Origin of the sequence: Sphingomonas sp. QA11 (assembly GCF_028473665.1) — a bacterium.
In the GTDB taxonomy this organism is placed as follows: Bacteria; Pseudomonadota; Alphaproteobacteria; order Sphingomonadales; family Sphingomonadaceae; genus Sphingomonas; species Sphingomonas phytovorans.
This window is the reverse complement of sequence record NZ_CP098774.1, coordinates 4,576,474-4,599,243: the sequence shown is the minus strand read 5'-3', so window position 1 is coordinate 4,599,243 and position 22,770 is coordinate 4,576,474. Positions and strand designations below refer to the sequence as shown.

The following is a 22,770-nucleotide window of genomic DNA, read 5'->3' as shown; positions in this document are numbered from 1 at the left end:
CATTGGCACCATCCATCGGGCGCGCTAGAGCGAGCCCATGGACAAAGCGGACGTCATCATTCTGGGCGGTGGCCTGGTCGGCAGCGCGCTGGCGGTGGCGCTCGACGCGCACGGCCTCACCGCCATCGTCATCGACATCGCCGACCCGGAGGTGATCCTGGCCGCCGGCTTCGACGGGCGTGCCTCGGCGATCGCCAGTGCGCCCTATCGCATGCTTGAGGCGATCGGCGTGGTCGATCGGCTGGCGGGTTTCGGGTGCCCGATCCAGGGCATCCGGGTCAGCGACGGGCTCGAGCCGGGCGCGCTCGATTTCGAGCCCGATGCCGAAAGCGGCGCGCTCGGCCATATGTTCGAGAATCGCCGGCTGCGCGGGGCGCTGCTCGAAGCGGCTGCCGGCGTCGACGTCAGGATGAAGACGCGCGCCATATCGGTCGATCGCGGCGCGCACGGCGTCACCGTCACGCTCGATTCGGGCGCGGTGCTCACCGCCCCGTTGCTGATCGCCGCCGAAGGCCGCAACTCGCCGACGCGCGAATCGGCCGGGCTGAAGGTCGCGCGCTGGACCTATGATCACGCCGCGCTGGTCACCTCGCTCCATCACGAGCATTCCCATGAGAACATTGCCTACGAGATCTTCTATCCGCAGGGGCCCTTCGCGATCCTGCCGCTGAACGATGATGCGCAGGGCCATCGCTCGGCGATCGTCTGGTCGGTACGCCGGGAAGAGGCGCCGGGCATGCTGAAACTGTCCGATCGCGGTTTCCTTGCCGAGGCGGAGAAGAAGATGGGCGGTTTCCTCGGGCGGCTCGGCCCGCTCGGCGCGCGGTCGAGCTATCCGCTTGGCTTCCACCATGCAGCGACGATCACGTCCGGCCGGCTGGCGCTGGTCGGCGACGCGGCGCACGGCATCCACCCGATCGCGGGTCAGGGGGTCAATGTCGGCTTTCGCGACGTCGCGACGCTGGTCGAGGTGCTGGTCGAGGGCAAGCGTCTTGGTCTCGATCTCGGCGATCCCCAGCTTCTCGCCCGCTATGAGCGCTGGCGCAGCCTCGATACCTTCATGGTCGCGGCCGCCACTGACGGGCTGACCCGGCTGTTCGGCATTCCCGGGCGAACAGCCTCCGCCGTGCGCCGCTTCGGCCTGTCGGCGGTGCAGAAGCTGCCGCCGCTCAAGGACCGCTTCATGGCCGAGGCGCGGGGCGAATCGGGTGAGGTCCCGAAGCTGCTGCAGGGGCTGACCGTCTAGCGGATCGTTTCCGCGACCTTGCGTTCGATCGACTCAGTCTTGCCGGCTCTGCGCATCATGATGAATGTGCCAGACCATACGCCCGGCACGTCCCATTGCCCGGTGATTTCGTTCGCGTCGGGCGCGATCGTTCCGGTGTAGTGGACGACATAGTGCGCGCGCGATGATGCATCATAGGATTTCACAAATCGCACGCTACCCCCGCTGCGTCGCCCTTCCAGCCAGGCGTGCAAAATGGAGGGGTCGAGGCGAGCCTCGCTCGATTCGGTCGTCTCACCCGTCAAGGCGCCGTCTTCCTCGCGCAGGACCGCGGTGAAGGTCTTGGGCGGCAAGTGAGAGGGATAGTTGAAGATACCGTCCCATTCGCCGCTGAGACTATCGTTGCCGCTCACTGCAGCGTCACCGAATCCTCGCCGTCATGGCGGCCGAAGAACTGCATCAGCTGGATGATCAGCTCGGCACGGTCCTCGATTCCTGGTGCTTCCAGCAGCGCCTGCTTCGCCGCGACGTCGAACGGCGCGATCTGCGCGATGCCGTTGACCAGCGCCTCGTCGTCGAGCCGGTTCACCGCCTCCCAGTCGACCGCATAGCCCTGCGTATCGGCGAAACGACGCGATTCCATTTCCAGCGACGATCGCCGCGAGAGCGACAATATCTCGGGCTCGCCCGCTACCGGCAGCAACAGCGCCTCGACCTGGCGGAACGCCGTCGTCACATCGAGTTCGCGCACGATGCGGAACAGCGAGAGGCCCTCAAGCACCAGATTGTAGCGGCCGTCCTCGCTTGCCTCGAACTCGGCGATCCGGCCGACACAGCCGACCTCGAACAGCGCCGGTGCCTCGCCCGGCGCCAGCGGGCCGGGGCGCGGCTGGATCATGCCGATGCGCCGGTCGCGCGCCATCGAATCGGATACCATCGCGCGGTATCGCGGCTCGAAGATGTGGAGCGGCAGGTGCATGCCGGGAAACAGCAGCGCGCCGGGCAGCGGGAAGATGGAGAGCCGAGTCGTGGTCGGCGCGTCGGTCATCCGAACAGGATCGCCGACAGCCGCCGCCGTTGCGCCGAGACCCAGGGATCCTCAAGGCCGACCACCTCGAACAGCTTCAGCAGCTGCTGGCGTGCCGCGCCCTCGTTCCAGTCCTTGTCGGCGGCGATGATGCCGAGCAGCGAATCGGCCGCCGCGTCGCGGTCGCCCGCCGCCATCTGGCCACCGGCGAGCTCGAATCTCTTGTCCAGATTGTCGGGGTTGGCGGCGACCTCGGCGGCCAGGCCGGCCAGGTCGTCGACCGGCTTGGCGTCCTTCGCCAGCGCCAGCGCCGATTTCGCGCGCTCGATCTCGGGCAGCTTGGCCAGTTCTTCCGGCAGCGCGGCGATCGCCGATTCGGCCTCGTCGATCCGATTCGCCGCGACCAGCGCCCGCACCCGGCCCGACAGGACGGCCGGATGCTCCGGCGCCATCTCGGCGATCTGGCCGAACACGGATAGGGCGCGCTCGGCATCGCCTTCAGCCAGCACCTGCTCGCCCATCGCGATCAGCGGCTCGAGCTCAGCCTCGGCTTCGGCCTCCTCGCTGGCCACCGGCAGCTGGCGCAGGATCTGGTCGAGCATCGCCTTGAGCTGCGATTCGGTGCGCGCGCTGGTCAGGTCGGCGACCAGCTGCCCCTGGAACATCGCATAGACGGTCGGGATCGACTTGATCTGGAATTGCGCGGCGATGAACTGGTTCTTGTCGGTGTCGACCTTGGCCAGCACCACGCCCTTGTCGGCATAGTCGGCGGCGACCTTCTCGAGGATCGGTGTCAGCGCCTTGCATGGCCCGCACCATTCAGCCCAGAAATCGATCACGACGAGCTTCGTCATCGACGGCTCGACGACGTCGCGCCGAAAACCCTCGACTGCCTCGCGTTCCGCGGCGGTCATTCCCAAACTGGCCAAGTGTCGCTCCCGTGTTTCTACGTCGCGCCTTATGTGGGTGTGCGGGCCCTCAAGCCAACCCTTTTCGTTTGATGCGCATCAGGGGGTTGCCGGACCCAAAAGCCGATGCTAGAGGCCGCCCCCTTACCCGCCCGGTCAACCGACCGGTCAGGCGCCAGAGCGGGCGTAGCTCAGGGGTAGAGCACAACCTTGCCAAGGTTGGGGTCGAGGGTTCGAATCCCTTCGCCCGCTCCAGTTTCTCGTGCGGATCACGAGAGTGGGAACAGGCCGCGCGAGCGGCCTTTTTCATGTCCGGCTAGAAGCCGAAGCCCTGTTGAGCCGGTTCGGGCGGCCGCAAATCGACTCCTTCGATCGCCAGCATCTTCAGCTTCGATTCCGACCCGCCCGGAGCGGAGAAGCCGCCGACCTTGCCGCCCGCCGCCAGCACGCGGTGGCACGGTACGATCAGCGGCACCGGATTCGACGCCATGGCCTGGCCTACGTCGCGCGCCGATTCGGGACCGGCACCGAGTTCCTTCGCCACCGCGCCATAGGTGGTGGTCTGGCCCCAGCCGAGTCGCCGCACCGATTCGTAGATTTGCGCGAAGAACGGCGCCTGCTCGCCCAGATCGACCTGCACGGCGGAGAAATCCGTTTCCTCGCCATCGAAATAGCGCTGCGCCGCCGCGATGGCCTCCGCGATCCGTGGCGGTGGCGCGCAATGCATCGCGCCGGGAAAGCGGCGAAGCAGTGACCGTTCCGTGGCATCGGCAGAATCATCGGGTAGTCGAAACCCGACCACGCCAGCCTCGTTCCAGGCGATCGCGGCGACGCCGTTCCTCGTGTCGAAAAGCTGATAGTCGGCCACGGCTTCACCCTGCTTGGACTGCTCCCCTTCGAAGATAGGGAAGCAAGCGTCGTCGGGCCAGCTTTCAGCTACCGGCAGGACCTGATGTCAGGCCTTTTTGCCGCGCAGCGTGTTGATCACCGCCAATGCGAGCGTACCGACCAGCGCGGCCGTGGCCCAGGGGCGTTCCTTGGCGAATGTCCTGGCCTTGTCCGCCAGGGGGCCGACGCCTTGCGCGACCGCATCCTTCGCGGCGCCATAGCTCTGCTGGAGGTTGCCGCTGATCTGGTCGGCGACACCCTGCGCCTCAGTGGCCTGGTCGCCCGTCACCTTGCCGACTGCTTCAGTGACCTTGCCGCCAAGATTGCGGCCTTCTCCCTTGAGCGTATCTTCGTTCATGCCAATTCCCTTCGCGCGGCGTCTCGTGATGAGAGGCACGCCCAGGGGAAACGGACGAGAAGCCGGACGTGTCCCTCGGCTTCAATCTTTTGCGCGAATTGCCGCGTTCGTCGCGCCTTGCGGTTGGCATGCGCGTGGAAATCCGGGCCGGTCGCCGCGTTGGTGTCGCATGCCTTCAAGCGTCATCCGCTCCTATGATTACGACCCGGCCGACCGGCGGCTCGATATCGAGTTCGTCAGCGGCCGGCGCTATTCCTATCTCGACATGCCCGAATCGGTGGTCGACGCGATGCGCCGGGTCGCCTCGAAGGGCGGTTTCTTCAATCGCCGGATCCGCGACCATTATCCCTATGTCGAGCACGCCTGAGTCGATGTCAGTCCATCGGATGCAGGAACCGGTGGACCGCGGAGACCACCACTGATCCCTCGCCCACGCCGGAGGCCACGCGCTTGACCGATCCGGCGCGCACGTCGCCGATCGCGAAGATGCCGGGCTTGCTCGTGGCATAGGGCGATGTTGATCCAGCCGCGTCGGTGCCGGTCTTCACGAAGCCCTTGTCGTCAAGCGCCAGGCAGCCGTCGAGCCAGTCGGTGTTCGGCTCGGCGCCGATCATCACGAACATGTTGCTGATGTCATGGCGTCGTTCTTCGCCGCTCTTCACATCGGTCCAGGTCACGTGGCGCAGATACTCGTCGCCCTCCAGGCCGGTGACCTGGCAATGGGCGTGCAGCGTGATCCGGCTTGACGACAGGATTCGCTGGACGAGATAGTCCGACATCGTCTCCGCCAGCCCGCGCGAGCGGACCAGGATGTGGAGATGGCGCACGGTGCGCGACAGGAACACCGCTGCCTGCCCCGCCGAGTTGCCGCCGCCGACCACCAGCACTTCCTCGCCCGAACAGAGATTGGCCTCCATCGCGGTCGCCGCATAATGGATTCCCTGGCCCTCGAACCGGGCGTAATCAGGCACGTCGAGCTTGCGATAGCGTGCACCGCTCGCGACGATCACTGACCGGCCGCTTACGCGCTGCCCGTCTTCCATCGTCACGACATAGGGATCCCTGCTGCAGTCGAGCGCCGTCGCCGGCCGCGCGATGGCGAGCCGCGCGCCGAATTTCTGCGCCTGTACCTGGGCCCGCCCCGCCAGCGCCTGGCCGGAGATGCCGGTCGGAAAGCCGAGATAATTCTCGATCTTGGAACTGGTGCCGGCCTGGCCGCCCGGCGCCAGCCCCTCGATCACGATCGTGTCGAGCCCCTCTGAGGCGGCATAGACCGCCGCGGCGAGCCCGGCAGGCCCAGCGCCGACCACCACGACGTCATGGACGCGCGCCGGGTCGAGCGTTTCGGTCAGCCCCAGGGCATCGGCCAGTTCGCCGGTCGGCGGATTGCGCAGCACGCGTTCGCTGGAGGCGATCACCACCGGCAGTTGTTCGGGCGTGAGCGAGAAACAGTCGAGGAAGCCGCCGGCATCGGGATCGGCATCGATGTCGAGCAGGCGGTGCGGATAGCCGTTGCGCTCGAGGAAGCGCTGCAGCCGCTGGGTGTCGCCCGAATGTCCCGATCCGATCAGCGTCGCGCCGCCATGCGCATGGCGGATCAGCCCGACGCGGCGCAGGATGAAGGCGCGCATGATGATTTCGCCGATATCCGCCTCGGTGGACACCATCCTGCGGAAATTCGCCCGGCTGATTCGCAGCACCCGGCCATCCTCGCCGACCTGGCCGGTGACGAGAATCTCCCGGTCGTTGAACAGGTCGAGCTCTCCGGTGAACTGCCGTTCGCGATGCGTCGTGAAGATGTTGGCGACGCCGTGCTCGTCGGTGTCCAGCACCTCGATCGATCCGGCCAGTACCACGAAGAAATCAACGCTGCGCTCGCCGCGCGTGTAGAGTTCCACGCCCTTTTCGACCGCTTCCTCGCGGCCATAGGACATCATCCGCGCCACCATCGCCTCGCTGAGGACCGGGAAGGTCTGGGCGCTGCGCTCATAGGGGTCGCTCGGATCGATCTCGCTACGGTCCGTCGCCATCGGTCTTCCCCACGCCATGTCGCTCATGGTCCTAGCAGCGTCGGGCGGCTTCGCGAAAGCGGCTTCCCGTCCTAGAACCGTCCGTTCAGGAGCAATGGCATGAACCACGGCATGATTCGCACTGGCATCGGCGGATGGACTTACGAACCCTGGCGCGGGGTGTTCTTCCCCGATGGCCTGTCGCAGAAGCGTGAGCTTGAATATGCGTCGCGCGCGGTGACGGCGATCGAGGTCAACGGCACCTATTACGGATCACAGAAGCCGGCGACCTTCGCTTCCTGGGCGAAGACAGCGCCCGACGGTTTCGTCTTCGCGCTCAAGGCCTCGCGCTTCTGCACCAACCGCAAGGTCCTCGCCGATTCGGGTGACTCGATCGCAAAGTTCGTCGACCAGGGCATCGTCGAGCTGGGCGACAAGCTCGGCCCGATCCTGTGGCAGTTCATGGCGACCAAGAAATTCGAACCGGACGATTTCGCCGCGTTCCTGAAGTTGCTGCCGGCGTCGCATGAAGGTGTCGCGCTCCGCCACGCGATCCAGGTGCGGCACGATAGTTTCCATGTACCGGAATTCGTCGCGATGGCGCGCGCCGCTGGTGTCGCCCTGGTCTTCGCCGATTCGGCCGAATACCCGGCGATTGCCGATGTCACCGGTGATTTCGTCTACGCCCGGCTGGAAAAGGCGGTCGAATCGGTTCCTACAGGCTATACGCCCGCCGAACTCGATCGCTGGCTGGATATCGCGAAGAATTGGGCGGGTGGCGGCCAGCCAGTGGATGCCGCCTTGCCCTATGCCTCGTCCGAGCCGCTGGCGAAGACGCCGCGCGATACTTTCGTCTTCTTCATCAACGGGGCGAAGGTCCGGGCCCCCGCGGGCGCGATGGCGCTGCTCGACCGGATCAACGCGGCCGCGTGATCAGTCCCGGTCAGCGCGGCGCCGCGCCGCCCTGTCCCATGATAGCCGCCGTCTCGATCGTGTCGAGCGCCTGGCGCGCGCCGATGTAGCGCCGCGCTGCGGTGGTCCAGCGTTCGGCCTGCGGCGCGCCGGGCATGCGCGCCACTTCGGCCAGCGCTGCCTCGACATGGCCGGCTTCGAGGGTACGTCGGGCGCGGGCGAGCCGGTCGGCCGGCAGCGGCGAGGGGGTGTCGGCGCGGTGCAGGACGATGAGGTTGCCCAGCTCGCGCCTCAGGCTGGCAAGCCATCCGTCGCTCGCCGCGCCGGTCCTCAGCTCGGACGAGATCGCGTCGAGCCCGACGCGCAGATCCTCGATCGTCACCGGTTGCTGCGCCGCCTGGATGATCGTGCCGGTCGCCTCGGGCTGGATCGGGCCGAAGCGCTGGCGCAGCTGCTCCTCGATATAGCCGAGCGGCAGGCCGCGATCGATCTGGCGCCGCGCGGCGAAGGCGATCATCAGCCCCTCGGCGCGGGTGGCATAGCCGGAGGCAAGGCGCGCCTGTCCGCTGATGCTCGCGGTTCGGGCCTCCAGCTCGGCAAGGCGCGCGGCCAGCTCGTTCTCGCGGGTCGACAGCGCGTCCAGGTCGATCGCCGGTGCCGCCGTCGTGCCGTTGCCCGGCACGATCACCACGGGCGTGCGCTGGCCGTCGGCGGTGGAGGCGATCGGCAGGGTCACGGTGGCGACCGGCTTGGGGCCGAACCATTGTGGAAAGGCGTAGAGTCCCAGCGCCATCGCGCACAGGCCGGCGATGAAGGCGACTGCCCCCAGGATCGCCGCGGTGCGCCAGCCCAGCTTGCGGGATGGCGCCGTAAGGGTCGGCTGCTCGTCGCTCATGCCGTCTTATCTCCGCGCATGCTCACCCGGTCAATCGCGCGCACGCCGCCTCGATCAACGCGGCGTCATTGGGTGCGGCGGCCGTGGCGATCCACTTCCAGCCACTTCCGGCGGCCGACGCGACGGCAGGGCTGAACGCGGCGATGGCGATCGAGGGCCGCGCCAGACCATGTTCTTCAGCCAGTTCGCCTAGCCGGGTGGCTGCCCGGGCCGAATGCAGCAGGGCGATCGATCCCTCCAGCGCCCCGAGCTGGACCGCCGTCACCGGCAACGGCTCGCTGGCATAGACGGCGATGGCCTGGGTGATCCAGCCGCCTTCTTCGATGGATCGATCCCGCCCGCCGAGGTGCAGGGCACGAGCAATGCCGTGATCCCCGGCGAGCAGCGTCGCTGCGTCAGACTCTCCCGCCGCCATGACGTCAAATCCAGCCGCGCGGCTGATTTCAGCGGTTCTGGCGCCCACCGCCAGGACCGGCAGATGCCGCAATGAATCCAGTCCGGCGCCTCCGAAGCGCACGGCATTGGCGCTTGTCAGCAGCAAGGCATCGAACCCGGCCGGGTCGGGAACCGTCCAGTCGAGCGCGCGGATTTCGAACAGGGGCAGCCGGATCGCGCGCAGGCCCAATGCCTCGATCCGTACGGCGGTCGCGGCGTTGCCCGGTTCCGGGCGGAGCACCGCGAAGTCCGGTGTCATGCCGCGAACAGCCGTCTTACCGACGGTGGCGCGCGGTCGAGCAGGTCCCGTGCGAGCCGATCGGCAAGTGCCGTGTCGCCTGCCGCGCCCGACGTCTCGCCGGAAACATGCGCGCTGCCATCCTCGGCCAGCAGCTCAGCGCGGATCGTCGTCCGCGCGCCGTCGACCGTGGCGAGCGCCGCGACCGGCGAATGGCAATCCGCCTTCAACGCGGCGAGCAGCGCCCGCTCGATCAGCACGCATCCGCGCGTCTCGGCGTGATCGATCGCGCTCAGCAAGGTCAGCATCCGCTCATCGCGGGCGCGTGCCTCGATCCCGACCGCGCCCTGCGCCGGCGCTGGCAGCATGACGTCATTCGGGATCGGCGCGCCGATTTCCGCGCGTCCCAGCCGGTCAAGCCCCGCCGCGGCGAGCAAGGTGGCATCGACCTCGCCGGCCGCCAGCTTGGCGAGGCGCGTATCGACATTGCCCCGGAAGAATATCGTCTTCAGGTCGGGCCGCCGTCTTTTCAACTGCGCACCGCGCCGCGGAGAACTGGTGCCGATCAACGCGCCCCGCGGCAGCGCGTCGATGCTGTCCGCTCCGATCAGCCGGTCGCGCACATCGGCGCGTTTGAGCATTGCGGCGATCGCGATCGCGACGGGGCGTATAGTCTCGACATCCTTCATCGAATGCACCGCGCAGTCGATCTCGCCGTCGAGCAGGGCGCGGTCGAGTTCCTTGGTCCACAGCGCTTTGCCGCCGATCTCGGCCAGCGCGCGGTCCTGCACCCTGTCGCCAGTCGTCCTGATCGGGACGATCTCGACCGCTGCCGCGTCCCAGCCATGCGCGGCGCACAGCGCGTCCCGCACCATGCCGGCCTGCACGAGCGCAAGCGGCGAACCACGGCTGCCGAGGCGAAGAAGGGGGTTGGGCACTAAAAACTCCGTTCGGGCCGGGCGTGTCGAGGCCCCGCACTGGCTGCGACCTAGAAGAAAGGACAGCCCTTCGACAAGCGCGGGGCGAACGGGTAGGGGGCAACCATCATGAGTTTGATCCTCGGCCTCGAATCCAGCTGCGATGAAACGGCGGCGGCACTGGTGACCAGCGACCGACGCGTGCTTGCCCATCGCCTGCTCGGGCAGGAGGCGGAACATCGTCCCTATGGCGGCGTCGTGCCCGAGATCGCGGCGCGCGCTCATGTCGAGGCGCTGATCCCGCTGGTCGAAGGCGCGCTGGCCGATGCCGGGGTGACGCTCGCGGATGTCGACGCGATCGCCGCCACCGCCGGGCCCGGCCTGATCGGTGGCGTCATGGTGGGGCTCGTCACCGGCAAGGCGCTGGCGCATGCGGTCGGCAAGCCGCTGGTCGCGGTCAACCATCTCGAGGGCCATGCGCTTTCCCCGCGTCTTTCCGACCCTGATCTCGATTTCCCCTATCTGCTGCTGCTCGTTTCGGGCGGGCATTGCCAGTTGCTCCTGGTGGAGGGTGTCGCGACCTATCGCCGCCTCGCCACTACGATCGACGATGCCGCTGGCGAGGCGTTCGACAAGACCGCGAAACTGCTTGGCCTTGGTTTCCCTGGTGGCCCGGCGGTCGAGCGGGCGGCCGAAGCCGGCGATCCCACCGCCGTCCCCCTGCCGCGTCCGCTGAAAGGATCGGCTGAGCCGCATTTCTCCTTCGCCGGCCTGAAGAGCGCCGTTGCCCGCGCCCGGGACGCCGGCACGTGGAGCGCGGAGGATATCGCCGCCTCCTTCCAGACGGCCGTGGTCGATTGCCTGATCGATCGCACCACCCGGGCGCTTGGCCGGGCTGACGGCGTGACGTCACTGGTGGTGGCGGGCGGTGTCGCCGCCAACCGCGCGGTACGCTCGGCACTGCAGGGACTGGCAACGGCGAACGGGTTGCGTTTCGTGGCGCCGCCTTTGTGGCTCTGCACTGACAATGCCGCGATGATTGCCTGGGCGGGGGCGGAACGGTTCGCCGCCGGCCTCACCGATCCTCTCGACGTGCCCGCGCGCCCGCGCTGGCCGCTGGATCCGGGGGCGGAGGCGGTGCGCGGCGCGGGAGTGAAGGCATGAAGATCGGCGTGGTCGGTGGCGGTGCCTGGGGCACGGCGCTCGCCAGCGTGGCGGCGCGCGAGGGCGAGCCTGTCCTGCTATGGGCACGCGAGCCTGAGGTGGTCGAGGCAGTCAACGCGACTCACCGGAACCCGCTGTTCCTGCCGGACATCCCCTTGCCGGGCTCGATCGAGGCGACCGGGTCGCTTGATACGGTTTCGGCCTGCGATGCGCTGCTGGTCGTCGTTCCTGCCCAGCATATCCGGAGCATCCTGAGCGCGATGCCCGTCGGCATCACGCCGCTGGTGCTCTGCGCCAAGGGTATCGAGGCGGGGTCGCGCCTGTTGGTCGGCGAAGTCGCCCGCGCGGTGCATCCCGGAGCGCCGATCGCGGTGATCTCCGGGCCGACCTTCGCCTTCGAGGTTGCGCAGGGCAAGCCGACAGCGGTCACGCTCGCCTGCGACAATGAGGATCTGGGCGCCCGGCTCGCCGATCGCCTCGCCGGCCCGGCCTTCCGTCCCTATTTCTCTTCCGACGTCATCGGCGCCGAGATCGGCGGCGCGGTCAAGAACGTGCTCGCCATCGCCTGCGGCGTGGTCGAGGGGGCAGGGCTCGGCCAGAATGCGCGCGCCGCGCTGATCGCACGTGGTTTCGCCGAGATGACGCGTTTCGGCATGGCGCGCGGTGCACGGTCCGAGACATTGGCGGGGCTGTCCGGCCTTGGCGACCTGGTGCTTACCTGCTCCTCGACCAGCTCGCGCAACTTTTCGCTCGGCATGGGGCTTGGCCAGGGCAAATCGGCGCGCGACCTGATGGCCGATCGCCGCACCGTCGCTGAAGGAGCCTTTACCGCGCCCGTGCTGCGCGAGGCTGCGGCCGATGTCGGCGCCGACATGCCGGTCACCGAGGCGGTCTGCGCGCTGCTCGACGGCGCCGATGTGCGCGAGGTCGTCGGTGCGCTCCTGGCGCGACCGTTGACGCGGGAGGATCAGTGACGCGCTGGGCTGCTCTGCTCAAGGGCATCAACATCGGCGGCAAGCGGATTCCGATGACCGAGCTGAAGGCGCTGGTCGAGAAGCTCGGCCATGATGACGTCAAGACGTTGCTCGCGTCGGGCAATGTCGTCTTCACCGCCAGGGAGGCTGACGGTGCCGCGCTGGAAAAGGCGCTTGAGGAAGCGCTCGCCGCCTGGGGCCTCAGGACCGATGTGGTCGTGCGCAACCTGGCGGAACTGGAGGCGGTGATCGCGGCCAATCCTTTCCCCGATGCCGCGAAGGACCATCCAGGTCACCTGATGGTGGCGTTCCACCGCGATCCCGTGCCGGACGGGCTGATCGGGAAGATCCCCGGCCTCTATGATGGCCCCGAGCGACTCGAGGCGATCGATCGGGAGCTTTATATCGATTTCCCGGTCGACGTCGGGAACTCGAAGCTTCTCCCGGCGATGGTGAAGCTGAAATTTCCGAAGATCGCGACGATGCGCAACTGGAATACGGTGGGCAAGCTGCGGGACCTGCTGGCCTGATCTCCCCTCCGATGCGCGGCGGTCGATTCAAACGCCGGCAACCGGCGATAGCATCATGACCAGACCATTTCGGCATGGTCCCGTTCTTTCGCATCGTCGGTATTTATAGGGCGCGTCCCCTGTTTCGGCAAAAAAACCTCCCCTATTATCGGCGCGATTTTCCCCTGTTATCCGGTAACAGGGAAATGGGTCTTCAAGTCACTGTTCTGGAACGAAAAATCCGGGCGCAAAATCCAACATAACAGAGGAAAAAAAGCCCCCGAAAAAAGAAACGAGGTTTAACGGCGAAGAACAGGGATAAAGTCAGGAACGCTTGCGGGCTCGCCGTCTAGAAATCGACAGCGATGCCCTTGAGCGTCCAGTCGCCATAACGCGTCGGGTCGAGCCCGAGCGGGTCGTTTTCCGCTTCGGCCGCTGGCTTGGGATCGGGTTTCGGCACCGGCGGGCTCTTGGAAAGATAGGCTGGCGGCTTCACATGTGGCGGGCGGCGGCCCATGGCGGTTCTTTCCGGATGCTGCTTGCCACCCCATCCACCCGTCACGACACGAGTTCAAGCGATTTGACCCGACCCCCATCTCGATCCGCTGGCCGATCCCCAGACCGTCCCGCCGATCCGCCCGGCGTTCCCGCCCGTCGCGCCGCGCTGAAGCTGCTCGATGCGGTACTCCGCCAAGGCCTGCCGCTTGAGGCGGCGCTCGACCGCGCGACCCAGGGGATCGATCGCGGCGACGATCGCGCGCTTGCCCATGCCATCGCCGCTGAGACCCTCCGCCGCTTGCCCGATCTCGACGCGCTGATCGATTCGGCGACTCAACGTCCCTTGCCGGATGACGCCAAGGCACGCTTCGCGCTGCGGATCGCGCTGGTTCAGGCGCTCGCGCTGGGTACGCCGCCGCACGCCGCGATCTCGACCGTCCTGCCATTGGTCGATGGCGGTCCACGCAAGCTTGTCCATGGCGTGTTCGGCACGCTGATGCGCGCCAACAAGAGCCTGCCCGAATTCCCGACTCTTCCGGAAGATGCGGAGGCCCGCTGGCAGAATGCCTGGGGCGAGGAACGGGTCGCCGCGGCGGAACGTGCCATCGCCGCGCCCCCGCCGCTCGATCTGACCCTGGCCGACTCGGCGGCGACCGATGCTTTGGCCGAAGAGATGGACGGCACCTCGCTGCTCCCCGGCCATATCCGCCTCGCCAGCGGCAGTGTGCGTGAACTGCCGGGCTTTGAAGAGGGCGGCTGGTGGGTCCAGGATATTGCCGCCTCGCTCCCCGCGCGCCTCATCGGCAAGGGAAGTGGCACCGCGCTCGATCTGTGCGCCGCTCCCGGCGGGAAGACGATGCAGCTCGCCAGCGCGGGATGGGCCGTCACGTCGATCGATTCCTCGGAAAGTCGTCTGGCGCGACTTCGCGAGAATCTCGCCCGCACCCATCTTGAGGCGACGGTGATCGCCGCCGACCTGCTCAAATGGTCGCCGGACGCGCCGGTGGACGCCGTGCTGCTCGATGCGCCGTGCAGCGCTACCGGCATCTTCCGCCGCCACCCTGACGTGCTCCACCGCGTGAATCCGAAGGTGATTGCCGAAATGTCCCGGGTGCAGGCGCAATTGCTTGCCCGGGCCGCCAGATGGGTCAAGTCCGGCGGAACCTTGATCTATGCCACCTGTTCGCTCGAACGTGCCGAGGGGGAGGAGCAGCTCATGGCGTTTCTCGCCGCCCAGCCCGATTTCGCGATCGATCCGGTCAGCGTCGAAGAATTGCCGGCCGGCATCATCCCGCATCAGCGTGGCTGGGTTCGCACGCTGCCCGGCATGCTCGGCAAAGAGGGCGGCTGCGACGGCTTCTTCATCGCGAGATTGCGCCGCGGTACCTGAGTCGCCTTGCCGCGCGACTCACGCATGCTAAGGAATCGGTCATGCAACAGCCTGTCCGTATCGCCCCTTCGATCCTCTCCGCCGATTTCGCGCGCCTTGGCGAGGAGGTGCGCGCGATCGACGCGGCCGGCGCCGACTGGATTCATGTCGATGTGATGGACGGTCATTTCGTCCCCAACATCACGATCGGCCCGGCGGTGGTGAAGGCGCTCCGCCCGCATACGCAGAAGCCGCTCGACGTGCATCTGATGATCGCGCCGGTCGATTCGTTCCTCGATCAGTTCGCTGAAGCCGGGGCTGACATCATCAGCATTCATGTCGAGGCGGGGCCGCACACGCACCGCAGCCTCCAGCACATCCGCAAGCTCGGCAAGCGTGCCGGCGTGGTGCTGACGCCGCAGACGCCGGCCAAGGCGCTCGACTATCTGATCGAGGAGGTCGATCTGGTGCTGGTGATGAGCGTCAATCCCGGTTTCGGCGGCCAAGGCTTCATCCCCAGCGCGCTGCGCAAGATCGAAAGCATCCGCAAGATGATCGACAAGGCAGGGCTCGGCGTCGATCTCGAGGTCGATGGCGGTATCGACGCGGTGACGGCGCGCGAGGCGATCGCCGCCGGTGCTGACGCGCTCGTCGCCGGCACGGCTACCTTCCGCGGCGGCCCCTCGGCCTATGCCGCCAACATCCTTGCCCTGAGAGGCGGGTGAACGACGGCGGTCGCGATTCCGGCGCCGACGGCATCGAAGAGGGCAAACGGTTGATTCGTCTGGGGGGCGACAAGGGGTTGTCGCTGGCTGACCGTCTCACCGAATATTTTCATCGATTGACCTGGCGGACGCCGATACACGGGATGCGGTTGAAGGGCCGGCATCCGCTGAAGCTGATCGCGGTTCCCGACGATCCGTTCCTGGGCGATCCGCGACGGGGCAACGCGCTGCTCGACGGCAAGCTGAATCTGCGCGGGGAAACCCGCGCCATCGCCGATCTCAATCTCGCCAGGCCCGATTTCTCGCGCGCGTTGGGCGATTATCTCCACAGCTTTCTCTGGCTGCGCGATCTTTCGACCGTGGCGACACGCGGACAGGCGACCCCGATCGCCGAGGATCTGATGCGCCGTTGGCTCGCGGCGCACGCCGATACGGTCAGCGAACCTGCCTGGCGCGCCGATCTCTGGGGCCGGCGGATCCTGTTCTGGACCGCGCACGCCCCGCTGATCCTGTCGAGCACCGACCTGGTCTATCGCAGCCTGGTGCTCAACACGCTCGCGCGGGGCGCGCGGCATATCGATCGCGGCGCCGACAAGCTTCCGCCGGGCGCCCCACGGGTCGCGGCGTTGTGCGGCGTGGTCGCGGCGGGGTTGCTGATCCCGGGGGGCGATGCGCGGCGCGGCGCCACCGAAGCCGCCCTGGCCAAGGCGCTGTCGGTCTCGGTGTTCGAGGATGGCGGCAGCGTGGCGCGCTCGCCGATGGCGCAGCTCGACATCATCATGCTGCTCACCGGCCTGAAGGAAGTGTACGCCGCGCGCCGCCTGGTCGAGCCGCCGGCGATCGCCGCGGTGCTGGCGCGGATGGTGCCGGCGCTGCTTGGCGTGTGCCACGGCGATCGCGGGCTTTCGAGCTGGCAGGGCGGCGGCCCTGTCTCCGGCGAGGCGCTCGAACGGATCATCGCCGCGACCGGCGTGCGTGCCCGGCCGCTCCGCCAGGCGCGCGACTGGGGCTATCAGCGCCTCGCCGCCGGCACCGCCGTCCTGATCATGGACGCGGCGCCGCCGCCGATCGCGCGGCTGGTCGAGGGCGGCTGTGCTTCCACCCTCGCGTTCGAACTCTCCGATGGCGCGCATCGCCTGATCGTCAATTGCGGCGGCGCCCGGTCGGCCGTGGCGCAGCTTCCCGCCGTCCTTGCCGACGGCCTGCGCACCACCGCGGCGCATTCGACCCTGATCGTCGGGGACAGCAATTCGACCGCGATCCATGCCGACGGCACGCTCGGGCGCGGCGTCGCGGAGGTCGAGCTGGCACGGCAGGAAAGCGAGGCGTCGAGCCGGATCGAGGCGAGCCATGACGGCTATGCCAGGCGCTACGGCTTCGTCCACCGCCGCCAGCTCGTGCTTGCCGGCGACGGTCGCGAGGTGCGCGGCGAGGATATGCTGCTGCCCGCCAGCAAGAAGCGCAAGCTCGCGGCGACGGCCTTCGTGATCCGCTTCCATCTCGGCCAGGGCGTGTCGGTCTCGCCGACGGCGGACGGCATGGCCGCGCTGCTTCGTCTGCCCGGCGGGGTATTGTGGCAGTTCCGCTGTCGCGGCGGCACGCTGGCGGTCGAGGACAGCCTGTGGATCGACGGTGACGGCCGGCCGCAACCGACTCACCAGCTCGTCGTCTCGGGAGAATCGCCTGCGGGCGGCGCCAGCGTGAGCTGGGCCTTGAAGCGCGCGACCTGAGGCGGCAGAGGGACGCGCGACCCCTCACCCCCGGAGTGCCCATGACCGCCATCACCATCCGCCGTGCCCTTTTGTCGGTATCCGACAAGACTGGCATCGTTGATCTCGGCCGGGCGCTCGCCCGCCACGGCGTTGAGCTGGTCTCGACCGGTGGCACCGCCGCCGCGTTGCGCGATGCGGGGCTCGCGGTGCGCGACATCTCCGATCTGACCGGCTTCCCGGAGATGATGGACGGTCGCGTGAAGACCTTGCACCCCAAGGTCCATGGCGGCCTGCTCGCTGTGCGCGACGACAAGGCCCATGTCGCCTCGATGGAGGAGCATGGCATCGGCGCGATCGATCTGGTGGTGGTGAACCTCTATCCCTTCCTTCAGACGGTGATGAAGGGCGCCGACCGGCCGGAGATCATCGAGAATATCGATATCGGCGGCCCGTCGATGGTGCGGTCTGCCGCCAAGAACCACGCCTTTGTCACGATCGTCACTGATCCCGCCGACTATGATGCGCTGGTCGCCGAGATGGACTCATCGGGCGGCGCCACCATGCTTGATCTGCGCAAGCGCCTTGCCGCGCGCGCCTTCGCCGCGACCGCGACCTATGATGGCATGATCGCGAGCTGGTTCGGGTTCGCCGACCAGGGCGAGGCTTTTCCGGAAACGCTGCCGATCACGCTGAAGCGCGGCGCGTCGCTCCGCTATGGCGAGAATCCGCACCAGTCAGCTGCTTTCTATACCGCCACCGGCCCGCACGCACGCGGCATCGGCCAGGCGCGTCAGGTGCAGGGCAAGGAACTCAGCTACAATAATTACAACGATGCCGACGCCGCGCTCGAACTGGTCAGCGAGTTCCACGACGCGCAGCCGACCGTGGTCATCGTCAAGCATGCCAATCCCTGCGGCGTCGCCAGCGCCGCGACCATCGAACAGGCCTATGCCGAGGCGTTCGCCTGCGACACCGTCTCGGCGTTCGGCGGCATCATCGCGCTGAACCGGGCGCTGGACGAGGCGACCGCGCGCGCCATTTCAGGCATCTTCACTGAAGTGGTGATCGCTCCCGACGCCGATGAAGCCGCGCTCGCCATCTTCGCGGCGAAGAAGAACCTTCGCCTGCTCCTCACCGGCGACCTGCCCGATCCGGCGCGTACCGGCCTTATGGCCAAGTCGATCGCGGGCGGCTGGCTGGTCCAGACCCGCGATAATGGCGCAGCGCCGGATCTCAAGGTGGTGACCAAACGCCAGCCGACCGAGGCGGAGCTTGCCGATTGCCGTTTCGCCTGGACGGTCGCCAAGCATGTCAAGTCGAATGCGATCGTCTATGCGAAGGATGGCGCCACTGCCGGCATCGGCGCGGGCCAGATGAACCGGCTCGAATCAGCCCGCATCGCTGCCTGGAAGGCGAAGGACGCCGCCGACAAGGCAGGCTGGGCCACGCCGCGCACGATCGGCTCGGCGGTGGCGTCGGATGCCTTCTTCCCCTTCGCCGACGGCCTGCTTGCCGCGGTCGAGGCAGGCGCGACGGCGGTGATCCAGCCGGGCGGCTCGATACGCGACGACGAGGTGATCGCGGCGGCCGATGCGGCTGGCCTGGCGATGGTGTTCACCGGGATGCGCCACTTCCGGCATTGATGAACGGGCGGGCGGGTTGGAGGCAGGGGGAGCTGCCTCAGGTCGGCAGCGTCGCTTCGTCCACTGACGGTATCTTGCCGAACAGCGCCCGGTCCTCGGGGCTGAACGCCAAGCGCGACAGGACGAAGAGATAGGTCGCGGCGATGGCCGGCAGGCCGATGAGCAGCTCGGCCCATTCATACCGCCTGGGCAGGGAGGTGAACGCCGTCCCGACGACCACCGCCGCGCCGATCGCCCAAAGCATCGGCATGCGGAAACCCGAGACGCGCGCCTTGAGCAGATGGGCGAGCAGGTTCGACTTGACGACGGATGCGAGGCCGAGCGCGACCAGCAGCGCCACCGCTGGCCCTGCGGCCTGGAAGTTGATCGGCCAGCCGATCCAGCGCATCGCGAAGATCAGCGTGAAGCTGAGCGCGATCTGGAAACAGAGGGTCCCCAGCGAGATCATCAGGTTCCGCACCCGCGCGATATAGACCAAAGCCGATTCGCACACGGCACCGGTCGACGCCACCGCCTCGGCGGTCAGCAGAAAGGCGAGCGCGGCGGTGCCGGAGACGAATTGCGGCCCCACCACGCCCATCACCGCCTCGCCCGGGATCGACCCCATCAGCGCAAGGCCGGTCTGCGCCGCCATGATCCAGAAACCGACCTGCCGGACCTGCGCCGCGATCGCCTCGCGGTCGTTCTTGGCCAGGCTCGCGGTGATCACGGGGCCAAGGATCGGATCGAAGCTGGTCTTGAGCTTGGCCGGGATCGAAGCGACCTGCTGCGCCATGTAGTAGATGCCGACGATCTTGGGCTCGAACATCACTCCAAGGATGAACCGGTCGACGTTGCGCGTGCCCCATTCGATCGCGTCGGCGCCGGCGAGCGGCGCGTTGCGGCTGGCCAGCGCGACCAGGTGAACGATGCGCGGCCGCCAGCCATGCGGCAGGCCATAGCTGCGGATGAACGGTACCAGCGACGCGACGAGTGCCGCCGCCATCGACAGGATATAGGCATAGATCAGGCCGTCGCGCAGCGAAACGAAGGAGAAGACCCAGGCAGCGGCACTGATCGTCCAGGGTTCGACGATCGCGCGGGCGGTCACCGTTGCCTTCACGTTTCGGCGATAGGCGAGCGCGGCGAGGCTGACATCGGACCAGGCGACCGCGAACACGATGCACGGCAGCCAGCGGTCCATCCCCTCGATCGGGCTGTTGGGGTACATGATCTGCGGCAGGGCGATCAGCACGCCGCTGGCGATCAGCGAGGCGAGGAAGGCCACCGCCATCGCATCCCACACCACATGGACATGCGGCCGGTCGGAGGAGGACAGCGCCTGGGCAAGTCCGCGTTTCAGCCCGAGCGTGGCGAGCAGGGCGGCGAGTTCGACCACCACCACCGCCAGCGCGAACCGGCCGACGATATCCGGGCCATAGACCCGGCCGGCGATGAACAGGAACGGCAGCCGTGCGGCAAGACGCAACAGGAAACCGATGATGTTGGTGCGACCGCCCTTGGCCAGGGCCTTGAGGTCTTCGGTGCCCCCATCATCGGCGGCGGCCGCGTCGGTCAATGCGCCGCTCCCCAACTCGGACCGACGCCGATCTCGATGCCGAGCGGCACGCTGAGGACCACGGCGGGCTCGGCTGCGCTTGCCATCACCCGTTCGATCACCGGCCTTGCCGCCTCGACATCACCCTCGGGCAGTTCGAACACGAGTTCGTCATGCACCTGAAGCAGCATGCGCACGTTCGGCAGGCCGGCCTCGATCAGCGCCGGCCCCATCCGCACCATCGCACGCTTGATGATATCGGCGCTCGTTCCCTGGATCGGCGCGTTGATCGCGGCGCGCTCAGCGCCCTGGCGCTCATGTTGGATCTTTGACTTGAGCCGCGGGAAATGCGTCTTCCGGCCGAACAACGTCTCGGTATAACCCTTGTCGCGCGCCTTTTCGGTCGTCTCGACGATATAGTGGTTGATGCCAGGGAAGCGCTCGAAATAACGGTCGATCATCGCCTGCGCCTCGTCAGCGGTCACGTCGAGCCGGCCGGCCAGGCCCCAGCGCGAAATGCCGTAGAGAATGGCGAAGTTGATCGTCTTGGCGCGGCCGCGCGTGTCGCGATTGACCTCGCCGAACAGTTCCTGCGCGGTCAGGCTATGAATGTCGGCGCCGTCGGCAAATGCCTGTTTGAGCGCGGGCACATCGGCCATGTGCGCCGCCAGCCGCAGCTCGATCTGCGAATAGTCGGCCGCGAGCAGGACATTGCCCGGCTCCGCGACGAAGGCGTCGCGAATCTGGCGGCCGATCTCGGTGCGGATCGGGATGTTCTGCAGGTTCGGGTCGGTCGATGACAGCCGCCCGGTCTGCGCGCCGGTCAGCGAATAGCTGGTATGGACCCGCCCGGTCTCAGGGTTGATCTGTGCCTGCAGCGCGTCGGTATAGGTGGATTTCAGCTTCGACAATTGCCGCCAGTCGAGCACGCGCGCCGCGATCTCCTTGCCGGGCGAATCCTTGTCCGCCGCAATCCGCTCCAGTTCGTTGACGTCGGTCGAATAGACGCCCGACTTGCCCTTGCGCCCGCCCTTGATGCCCATGCGCTCGAACAGCACGTCGCCAAGCTGCTTGGGGCTGCCGATGGTGAAGGGGCCGCCGGCAAGGCCATGGATCTCGGTCTCGAGCGCGGCGATCGAATGGGCGAATTCGGTCGAGAGCTGTGACAATTTCTCGCGGTCGACCTTGATGCCGTGCCGCTCCATCTGCGCGATCACCGGCGCGAGCGGCCGGTCGACCATCTCGTACACGCGCGTCGCGCCCTCGGCCGGCAGGCGCGGCTTGAACCGGCGCCACAGCCTGAGCGTGACGTCGGCATCCTCGGCCGCGTAGCGCGTGGCCGAGGCCAGATCGATCTCGTTGAACTGAAGCTGGCTCTTGCCCGTGCCGACCACGTCCTTGAACGCGATGCAGCTGTGCGACAGATGAGTCGCGGCAAGCTCGTCCATGCCATGCCCGTGCAGCCCGGCGTCGAGATCGAAGCTCATCAGGATCGTATCATCATGCGGCGCGACGTCGATGCCAAGCCGACCGAGCACGATCATGTCGTATTTCAGATTATGCCCGATCTTGAGCACGCCCGGATCTTCGAACAGCGGCTTGAGCTTCGCCAGCGCGGTGGCCGGCGCGATCTGGTCGGGCTTTTCGGCGAACAACCCCGTGCCGCCATGGGCAAGCGGGACGTAGCATGCCTTATTCGGTTCGAGCGCCATGCTGACCCCGACCAGTTCGGCGCGCGTCGCGTCCACGCCGGTCGTCTCGGTGTCGATCGCGATCCAGCCCTGGTGTCGCGCCTTCGCGATCCAGTCGTCGAGCGCTGCCTCGTCGATCACCGTCACATAGCCGTCGTGATCGCAGGGCGGGTCTTCCTCCTGCGGCACGCTCTTCGGCGTCTCGACCGGCGCATCCGCCACGGCGGATAGCTTGGCGAGCAGCGACTTGAAGCCGTGATGTTCAAGGAACGCACGGAGCGGTGCCTCGGGAATCCCCTGAAGCGCCAGGTCCTCAAGCGGCTCGGCCAGAGGCGCGTCGTCCTTCAGCGTCACCAGCACGCGGGAGAGCCGAGCATTGTCGGCATGCTCGATCAGATTGTCGCGCAGCTTGCCCGGCTTCATCGAGGGAGCGGCGGCCAGCACGCCTTCGATATCGCCATGTTCCTGGATCAGCTTGGCGGCGGTCTTGGGGCCGACGCCGGGCACGCCCGGCACATTGTCGACGCTGTCGCCCATCAGGCCGAGCACGTCACCCAGCCGGTCGGGCATCACGCCGAACTTCTCCATGACATGCTCGGCGCCGAGACGGCGGTTGTTCATCGTGTCGTACAGGTCGAGCCCCGGCTCGATGAGCTGCATCAGGTCCTTGTCGGAACTGACGATGGTGACTGACCAGCCCTCGCGCAGGGCTGCCTTGGCATAGCTGGCGATGATATCGTCCGCCTCGAGCCCGTCCTCCTCGATGCACGGCAGCGAGAAGGCGCGGGTGGCGTCGCGAATCATCGGGAATTGCGGGACCAGGTCCTCGGGCGGCGGCGGGCGCTGCGCCTTGTACTTGTCGTACAGCTCGTTGCGGAACGTATGGCTCGATTTGTCGAGCACGACCGCCATATGGGTCGGCCCATCGGCCTTGTGCAGCTCGTCGGCGAGCTTCCACAACATGGTCGTATAGCCATAGACCGCGCCGACGGGTTCGCCGTGCACGTTGGTGAGCGGCGGCAGGCGATGATAGGCTCGGAAGATATAACCCGATCCGTCGACGAGATAGAGGTGCGGCATGGGCGCGGGATAGCAGTGGTGCGCGGCGGGGGCGAGGCGAAATCTCAGCGCGCGTG

The 22,770-nt window shown here is 67.4% G+C and carries 22 protein-coding genes and 1 tRNA gene; 11 read left to right on the top strand and 12 right to left on the bottom strand.

All coding sequences use genetic code 11. The annotated features are described in order from the left end of the window. The first annotated feature begins 37 nt into the window (after positions 1-37). Positions 38-1,246, top strand: a complete 1,209-nt coding sequence (locus NDN01_RS21195) for a UbiH/UbiF/VisC/COQ6 family ubiquinone biosynthesis hydroxylase (protein ID WP_272623886.1) — start codon at positions 38-40, stop codon at positions 1,244-1,246. Here NDN01_RS21195 and NDN01_RS21190 read toward each other — a convergent pair. The 3 genes from NDN01_RS21190 to NDN01_RS21180 are packed head-to-tail and all read right to left on the bottom strand — an operon-like array spanning position 1,243 to position 3,166. Further along, positions 1,243-1,638, bottom strand: coding sequence for a hypothetical protein (locus tag NDN01_RS21190; protein ID WP_272623885.1), 396 nt, complete (start codon positions 1,636-1,638; stop codon positions 1,243-1,245). The two genes, NDN01_RS21195 and NDN01_RS21190, sit on opposite strands and share 4 nt — an antisense overlap. Continuing rightward, complete coding sequence (locus NDN01_RS21185) at positions 1,635-2,273, bottom strand: LON peptidase substrate-binding domain-containing protein (RefSeq protein WP_272623884.1); 639 nt, start codon at positions 2,271-2,273, stop codon at positions 1,635-1,637. Before NDN01_RS21185 ends, NDN01_RS21190 begins: the two co-directional genes overlap by 4 nt. Next, positions 2,270-3,166, bottom strand: a complete 897-nt coding sequence (locus NDN01_RS21180; protein WP_272628335.1) for a tetratricopeptide repeat protein — start codon at positions 3,164-3,166, stop codon at positions 2,270-2,272. Before NDN01_RS21180 ends, NDN01_RS21185 begins: the two co-directional genes overlap by 4 nt. Positions 3,167-3,340: 174 nt before the next feature. On the opposite strand from NDN01_RS21180, the gene NDN01_RS21175 reads away from it, so the two are divergent. After that, a tRNA-Gly gene (locus NDN01_RS21175) sits at positions 3,341-3,415 on the top strand. Positions 3,416-3,476: 61 nt separating this feature from the next. Here NDN01_RS21175 and NDN01_RS21170 read toward each other — a convergent pair. Then, on the bottom strand, positions 3,477-4,028 hold the full coding sequence (locus tag NDN01_RS21170; RefSeq protein WP_272623883.1) for a methylated-DNA--[protein]-cysteine S-methyltransferase: 552 nt from the start codon (positions 4,026-4,028) through the stop codon (positions 3,477-3,479). 87 nt (positions 4,029-4,115) lie between these two features. Next, the gene (locus NDN01_RS21165; RefSeq protein ID WP_272623882.1) at positions 4,116-4,406 is read right to left on the bottom strand and encodes a CsbD family protein; all 291 of its coding nucleotides are present in this window, start codon (positions 4,404-4,406) and stop codon (positions 4,116-4,118) included. A 169-nt stretch (positions 4,407-4,575) separates the two neighbouring features. On the opposite strand from NDN01_RS21165, the gene NDN01_RS21160 reads away from it, so the two are divergent. After that, a complete protein-coding gene (locus NDN01_RS21160) occupies positions 4,576-4,773 on the top strand; it encodes a KTSC domain-containing protein (protein ID WP_272623880.1) in 198 nt (65 codons plus the stop codon). 7 nt (positions 4,774-4,780) lie between these two features. Here the strand turns inward: NDN01_RS21160 and NDN01_RS21155 are convergent, their stop codons facing one another. Next, the gene (locus NDN01_RS21155; protein WP_272623878.1) at positions 4,781-6,436 is read right to left on the bottom strand and encodes an FAD-dependent oxidoreductase; all 1,656 of its coding nucleotides are present in this window, start codon (positions 6,434-6,436) and stop codon (positions 4,781-4,783) included. Positions 6,437-6,535: 99 nt separating this feature from the next. Between NDN01_RS21155 and NDN01_RS21150 the strand changes: the two genes are divergently transcribed. Further along, positions 6,536-7,348: a DUF72 domain-containing protein gene (locus tag NDN01_RS21150; protein ID WP_272623876.1), complete on the top strand. Its 813-nt coding sequence runs from the start codon at positions 6,536-6,538 to the stop codon at positions 7,346-7,348. A 10-nt stretch (positions 7,349-7,358) separates the two neighbouring features. On the opposite strand, the gene NDN01_RS21145 is transcribed toward NDN01_RS21150, so the two are convergent. Genes NDN01_RS21145 through hemC form a run of 3 tightly spaced genes read right to left on the bottom strand, consistent with a single transcriptional unit; the run spans position 7,359 to position 9,770 of the window. After that, positions 7,359-8,222 carry a hypothetical protein gene (locus NDN01_RS21145; RefSeq protein WP_272623874.1) on the bottom strand — a complete coding sequence of 288 codons (864 nt, stop codon included), beginning with the start codon at positions 8,220-8,222 and terminating at the stop codon, positions 7,359-7,361. 22 nt (positions 8,223-8,244) lie between these two features. Then, positions 8,245-8,916, bottom strand: a complete 672-nt coding sequence (locus NDN01_RS21140; RefSeq protein ID WP_272623872.1) for a uroporphyrinogen-III synthase — start codon at positions 8,914-8,916, stop codon at positions 8,245-8,247. Next, positions 8,913-9,770 carry a hydroxymethylbilane synthase gene (gene hemC, locus NDN01_RS21135; RefSeq protein ID WP_443025261.1) on the bottom strand — a complete coding sequence of 286 codons (858 nt, stop codon included), beginning with the start codon at positions 9,768-9,770 and terminating at the stop codon, positions 8,913-8,915. Before hemC ends, NDN01_RS21140 begins: the two co-directional genes overlap by 4 nt. A 171-nt stretch (positions 9,771-9,941) precedes the next feature. On the opposite strand from hemC, the gene tsaD reads away from it, so the two are divergent. Genes tsaD through NDN01_RS21120 form a run of 3 tightly spaced genes read left to right on the top strand, consistent with a single transcriptional unit; the run spans position 9,942 to position 12,480 of the window. Then, positions 9,942-10,976 (top strand): tRNA (adenosine(37)-N6)-threonylcarbamoyltransferase complex transferase subunit TsaD, encoded by a 1,035-nt coding sequence (tsaD, locus tag NDN01_RS21130; protein ID WP_272623868.1) that lies wholly within the window; start codon positions 9,942-9,944, stop codon positions 10,974-10,976. Next, positions 10,973-11,950: an NAD(P)H-dependent glycerol-3-phosphate dehydrogenase gene (locus tag NDN01_RS21125; protein WP_272623866.1), complete on the top strand. Its 978-nt coding sequence runs from the start codon at positions 10,973-10,975 to the stop codon at positions 11,948-11,950. Before tsaD ends, NDN01_RS21125 begins: the two co-directional genes overlap by 4 nt. Further along, positions 11,947-12,480, top strand: a complete 534-nt coding sequence (locus NDN01_RS21120) for a DUF1697 domain-containing protein (protein ID WP_272623864.1) — start codon at positions 11,947-11,949, stop codon at positions 12,478-12,480. Before NDN01_RS21125 ends, NDN01_RS21120 begins: the two co-directional genes overlap by 4 nt. A gap of 328 nt (positions 12,481-12,808) precedes the next feature. Here NDN01_RS21120 and NDN01_RS21115 read toward each other — a convergent pair whose 3' ends face one another. Then, positions 12,809-12,976, bottom strand: coding sequence for a DUF1674 domain-containing protein (locus NDN01_RS21115; protein ID WP_272623862.1), 168 nt, complete (start codon positions 12,974-12,976; stop codon positions 12,809-12,811). 63 nt (positions 12,977-13,039) lie between these two features. On the opposite strand from NDN01_RS21115, the gene NDN01_RS21110 reads away from it, so the two are divergent. Genes NDN01_RS21110 through purH form a run of 4 tightly spaced genes read left to right on the top strand, consistent with a single transcriptional unit; the run spans position 13,040 to position 18,406 of the window. Beyond that, complete coding sequence (locus NDN01_RS21110) at positions 13,040-14,347, top strand: RsmB/NOP family class I SAM-dependent RNA methyltransferase (protein WP_272623860.1); 1,308 nt, start codon at positions 13,040-13,042, stop codon at positions 14,345-14,347. 41 nt (positions 14,348-14,388) lie between these two features. Next, positions 14,389-15,051 (top strand): ribulose-phosphate 3-epimerase, encoded by a 663-nt coding sequence (rpe, locus tag NDN01_RS21105; protein WP_272623859.1) that lies wholly within the window; start codon positions 14,389-14,391, stop codon positions 15,049-15,051. After that, on the top strand, positions 15,048-16,781 hold the full coding sequence (locus tag NDN01_RS21100) for a heparinase II/III family protein (RefSeq protein ID WP_272623858.1): 1,734 nt from the start codon (positions 15,048-15,050) through the stop codon (positions 16,779-16,781). Before rpe ends, NDN01_RS21100 begins: the two co-directional genes overlap by 4 nt. A gap of 41 nt (positions 16,782-16,822) precedes the next feature. Continuing rightward, positions 16,823-18,406, top strand: coding sequence for a bifunctional phosphoribosylaminoimidazolecarboxamide formyltransferase/IMP cyclohydrolase (gene purH, locus NDN01_RS21095; RefSeq protein ID WP_272623857.1), 1,584 nt, complete (start codon positions 16,823-16,825; stop codon positions 18,404-18,406). 37 nt (positions 18,407-18,443) lie between these two features. Here the strand turns inward: purH and NDN01_RS21090 are convergent, their stop codons facing one another. Together NDN01_RS21090 and polA are read right to left on the bottom strand one after the other, a co-directional pair. Further along, positions 18,444-19,964, bottom strand: a complete 1,521-nt coding sequence (locus tag NDN01_RS21090; protein ID WP_272623856.1) for a lipopolysaccharide biosynthesis protein — start codon at positions 19,962-19,964, stop codon at positions 18,444-18,446. Beyond that, on the bottom strand, positions 19,961-22,714 hold the full coding sequence (gene polA / locus NDN01_RS21085) for a DNA polymerase I (protein WP_272623855.1): 2,754 nt from the start codon (positions 22,712-22,714) through the stop codon (positions 19,961-19,963). The genes NDN01_RS21090 and polA overlap by 4 nt, the downstream gene beginning before the upstream one ends. Positions 22,715-22,770 lie beyond the last annotated feature (56 nt).

Bases quoted from the DNA above. Each gene is read 5' to 3' on its own strand.
- NDN01_RS21195 (WP_272623886.1), top strand. From the start codon at position 38: ATGGACAAAGCGGACGTCATCATTCTGGGCGGTGGCCTGGTCGGCAGC.
- NDN01_RS21185 (WP_272623884.1), bottom strand. From the start codon at position 2,273: ATGACCGACGCGCCGACCACGACTCGGCTCTCCATCTTCCCGCTGCCC.
- NDN01_RS21180 (WP_272628335.1), bottom strand. From the start codon at position 3,166: ATGACCGCCGCGGAACGCGAGGCAGTCGAGGGTTTTCGGCGCGACGTC.
- NDN01_RS21165 (WP_272623882.1), bottom strand. From the start codon at position 4,406: ATGAACGAAGATACGCTCAAGGGAGAAGGCCGCAATCTTGGCGGCAAG.
- NDN01_RS21160 (WP_272623880.1), top strand. From the start codon at position 4,576: ATGCCTTCAAGCGTCATCCGCTCCTATGATTACGACCCGGCCGACCGG.
- NDN01_RS21155 (WP_272623878.1), bottom strand. From the start codon at position 6,436: ATGGCGACGGACCGTAGCGAGATCGATCCGAGCGACCCCTATGAGCGC.
- NDN01_RS21150 (WP_272623876.1), top strand. From the start codon at position 6,536: ATGAACCACGGCATGATTCGCACTGGCATCGGCGGATGGACTTACGAA.
- NDN01_RS21145 (WP_272623874.1), bottom strand. From the start codon at position 8,222: ATGAGCGACGAGCAGCCGACCCTTACGGCGCCATCCCGCAAGCTGGGC.
- NDN01_RS21140 (WP_272623872.1), bottom strand. From the start codon at position 8,916: ATGACACCGGACTTCGCGGTGCTCCGCCCGGAACCGGGCAACGCCGCG.
- hemC (WP_443025261.1), bottom strand. From the start codon at position 9,770: ATGGTGCGGGACGCGCTGTGCGCCGCGCATGGCTGGGACGCGGCAGCG.
- tsaD (WP_272623868.1), top strand. From the start codon at position 9,942: ATGAGTTTGATCCTCGGCCTCGAATCCAGCTGCGATGAAACGGCGGCG.
- NDN01_RS21125 (WP_272623866.1), top strand. From the start codon at position 10,973: ATGAAGATCGGCGTGGTCGGTGGCGGTGCCTGGGGCACGGCGCTCGCC.
- NDN01_RS21115 (WP_272623862.1), bottom strand. From the start codon at position 12,976: ATGGGCCGCCGCCCGCCACATGTGAAGCCGCCAGCCTATCTTTCCAAG.
- rpe (WP_272623859.1), top strand. From the start codon at position 14,389: ATGCAACAGCCTGTCCGTATCGCCCCTTCGATCCTCTCCGCCGATTTC.
- purH (WP_272623857.1), top strand. From the start codon at position 16,823: ATGACCGCCATCACCATCCGCCGTGCCCTTTTGTCGGTATCCGACAAG.
- polA (WP_272623855.1), bottom strand. From the start codon at position 22,714: ATGCCGCACCTCTATCTCGTCGACGGATCGGGTTATATCTTCCGAGCC.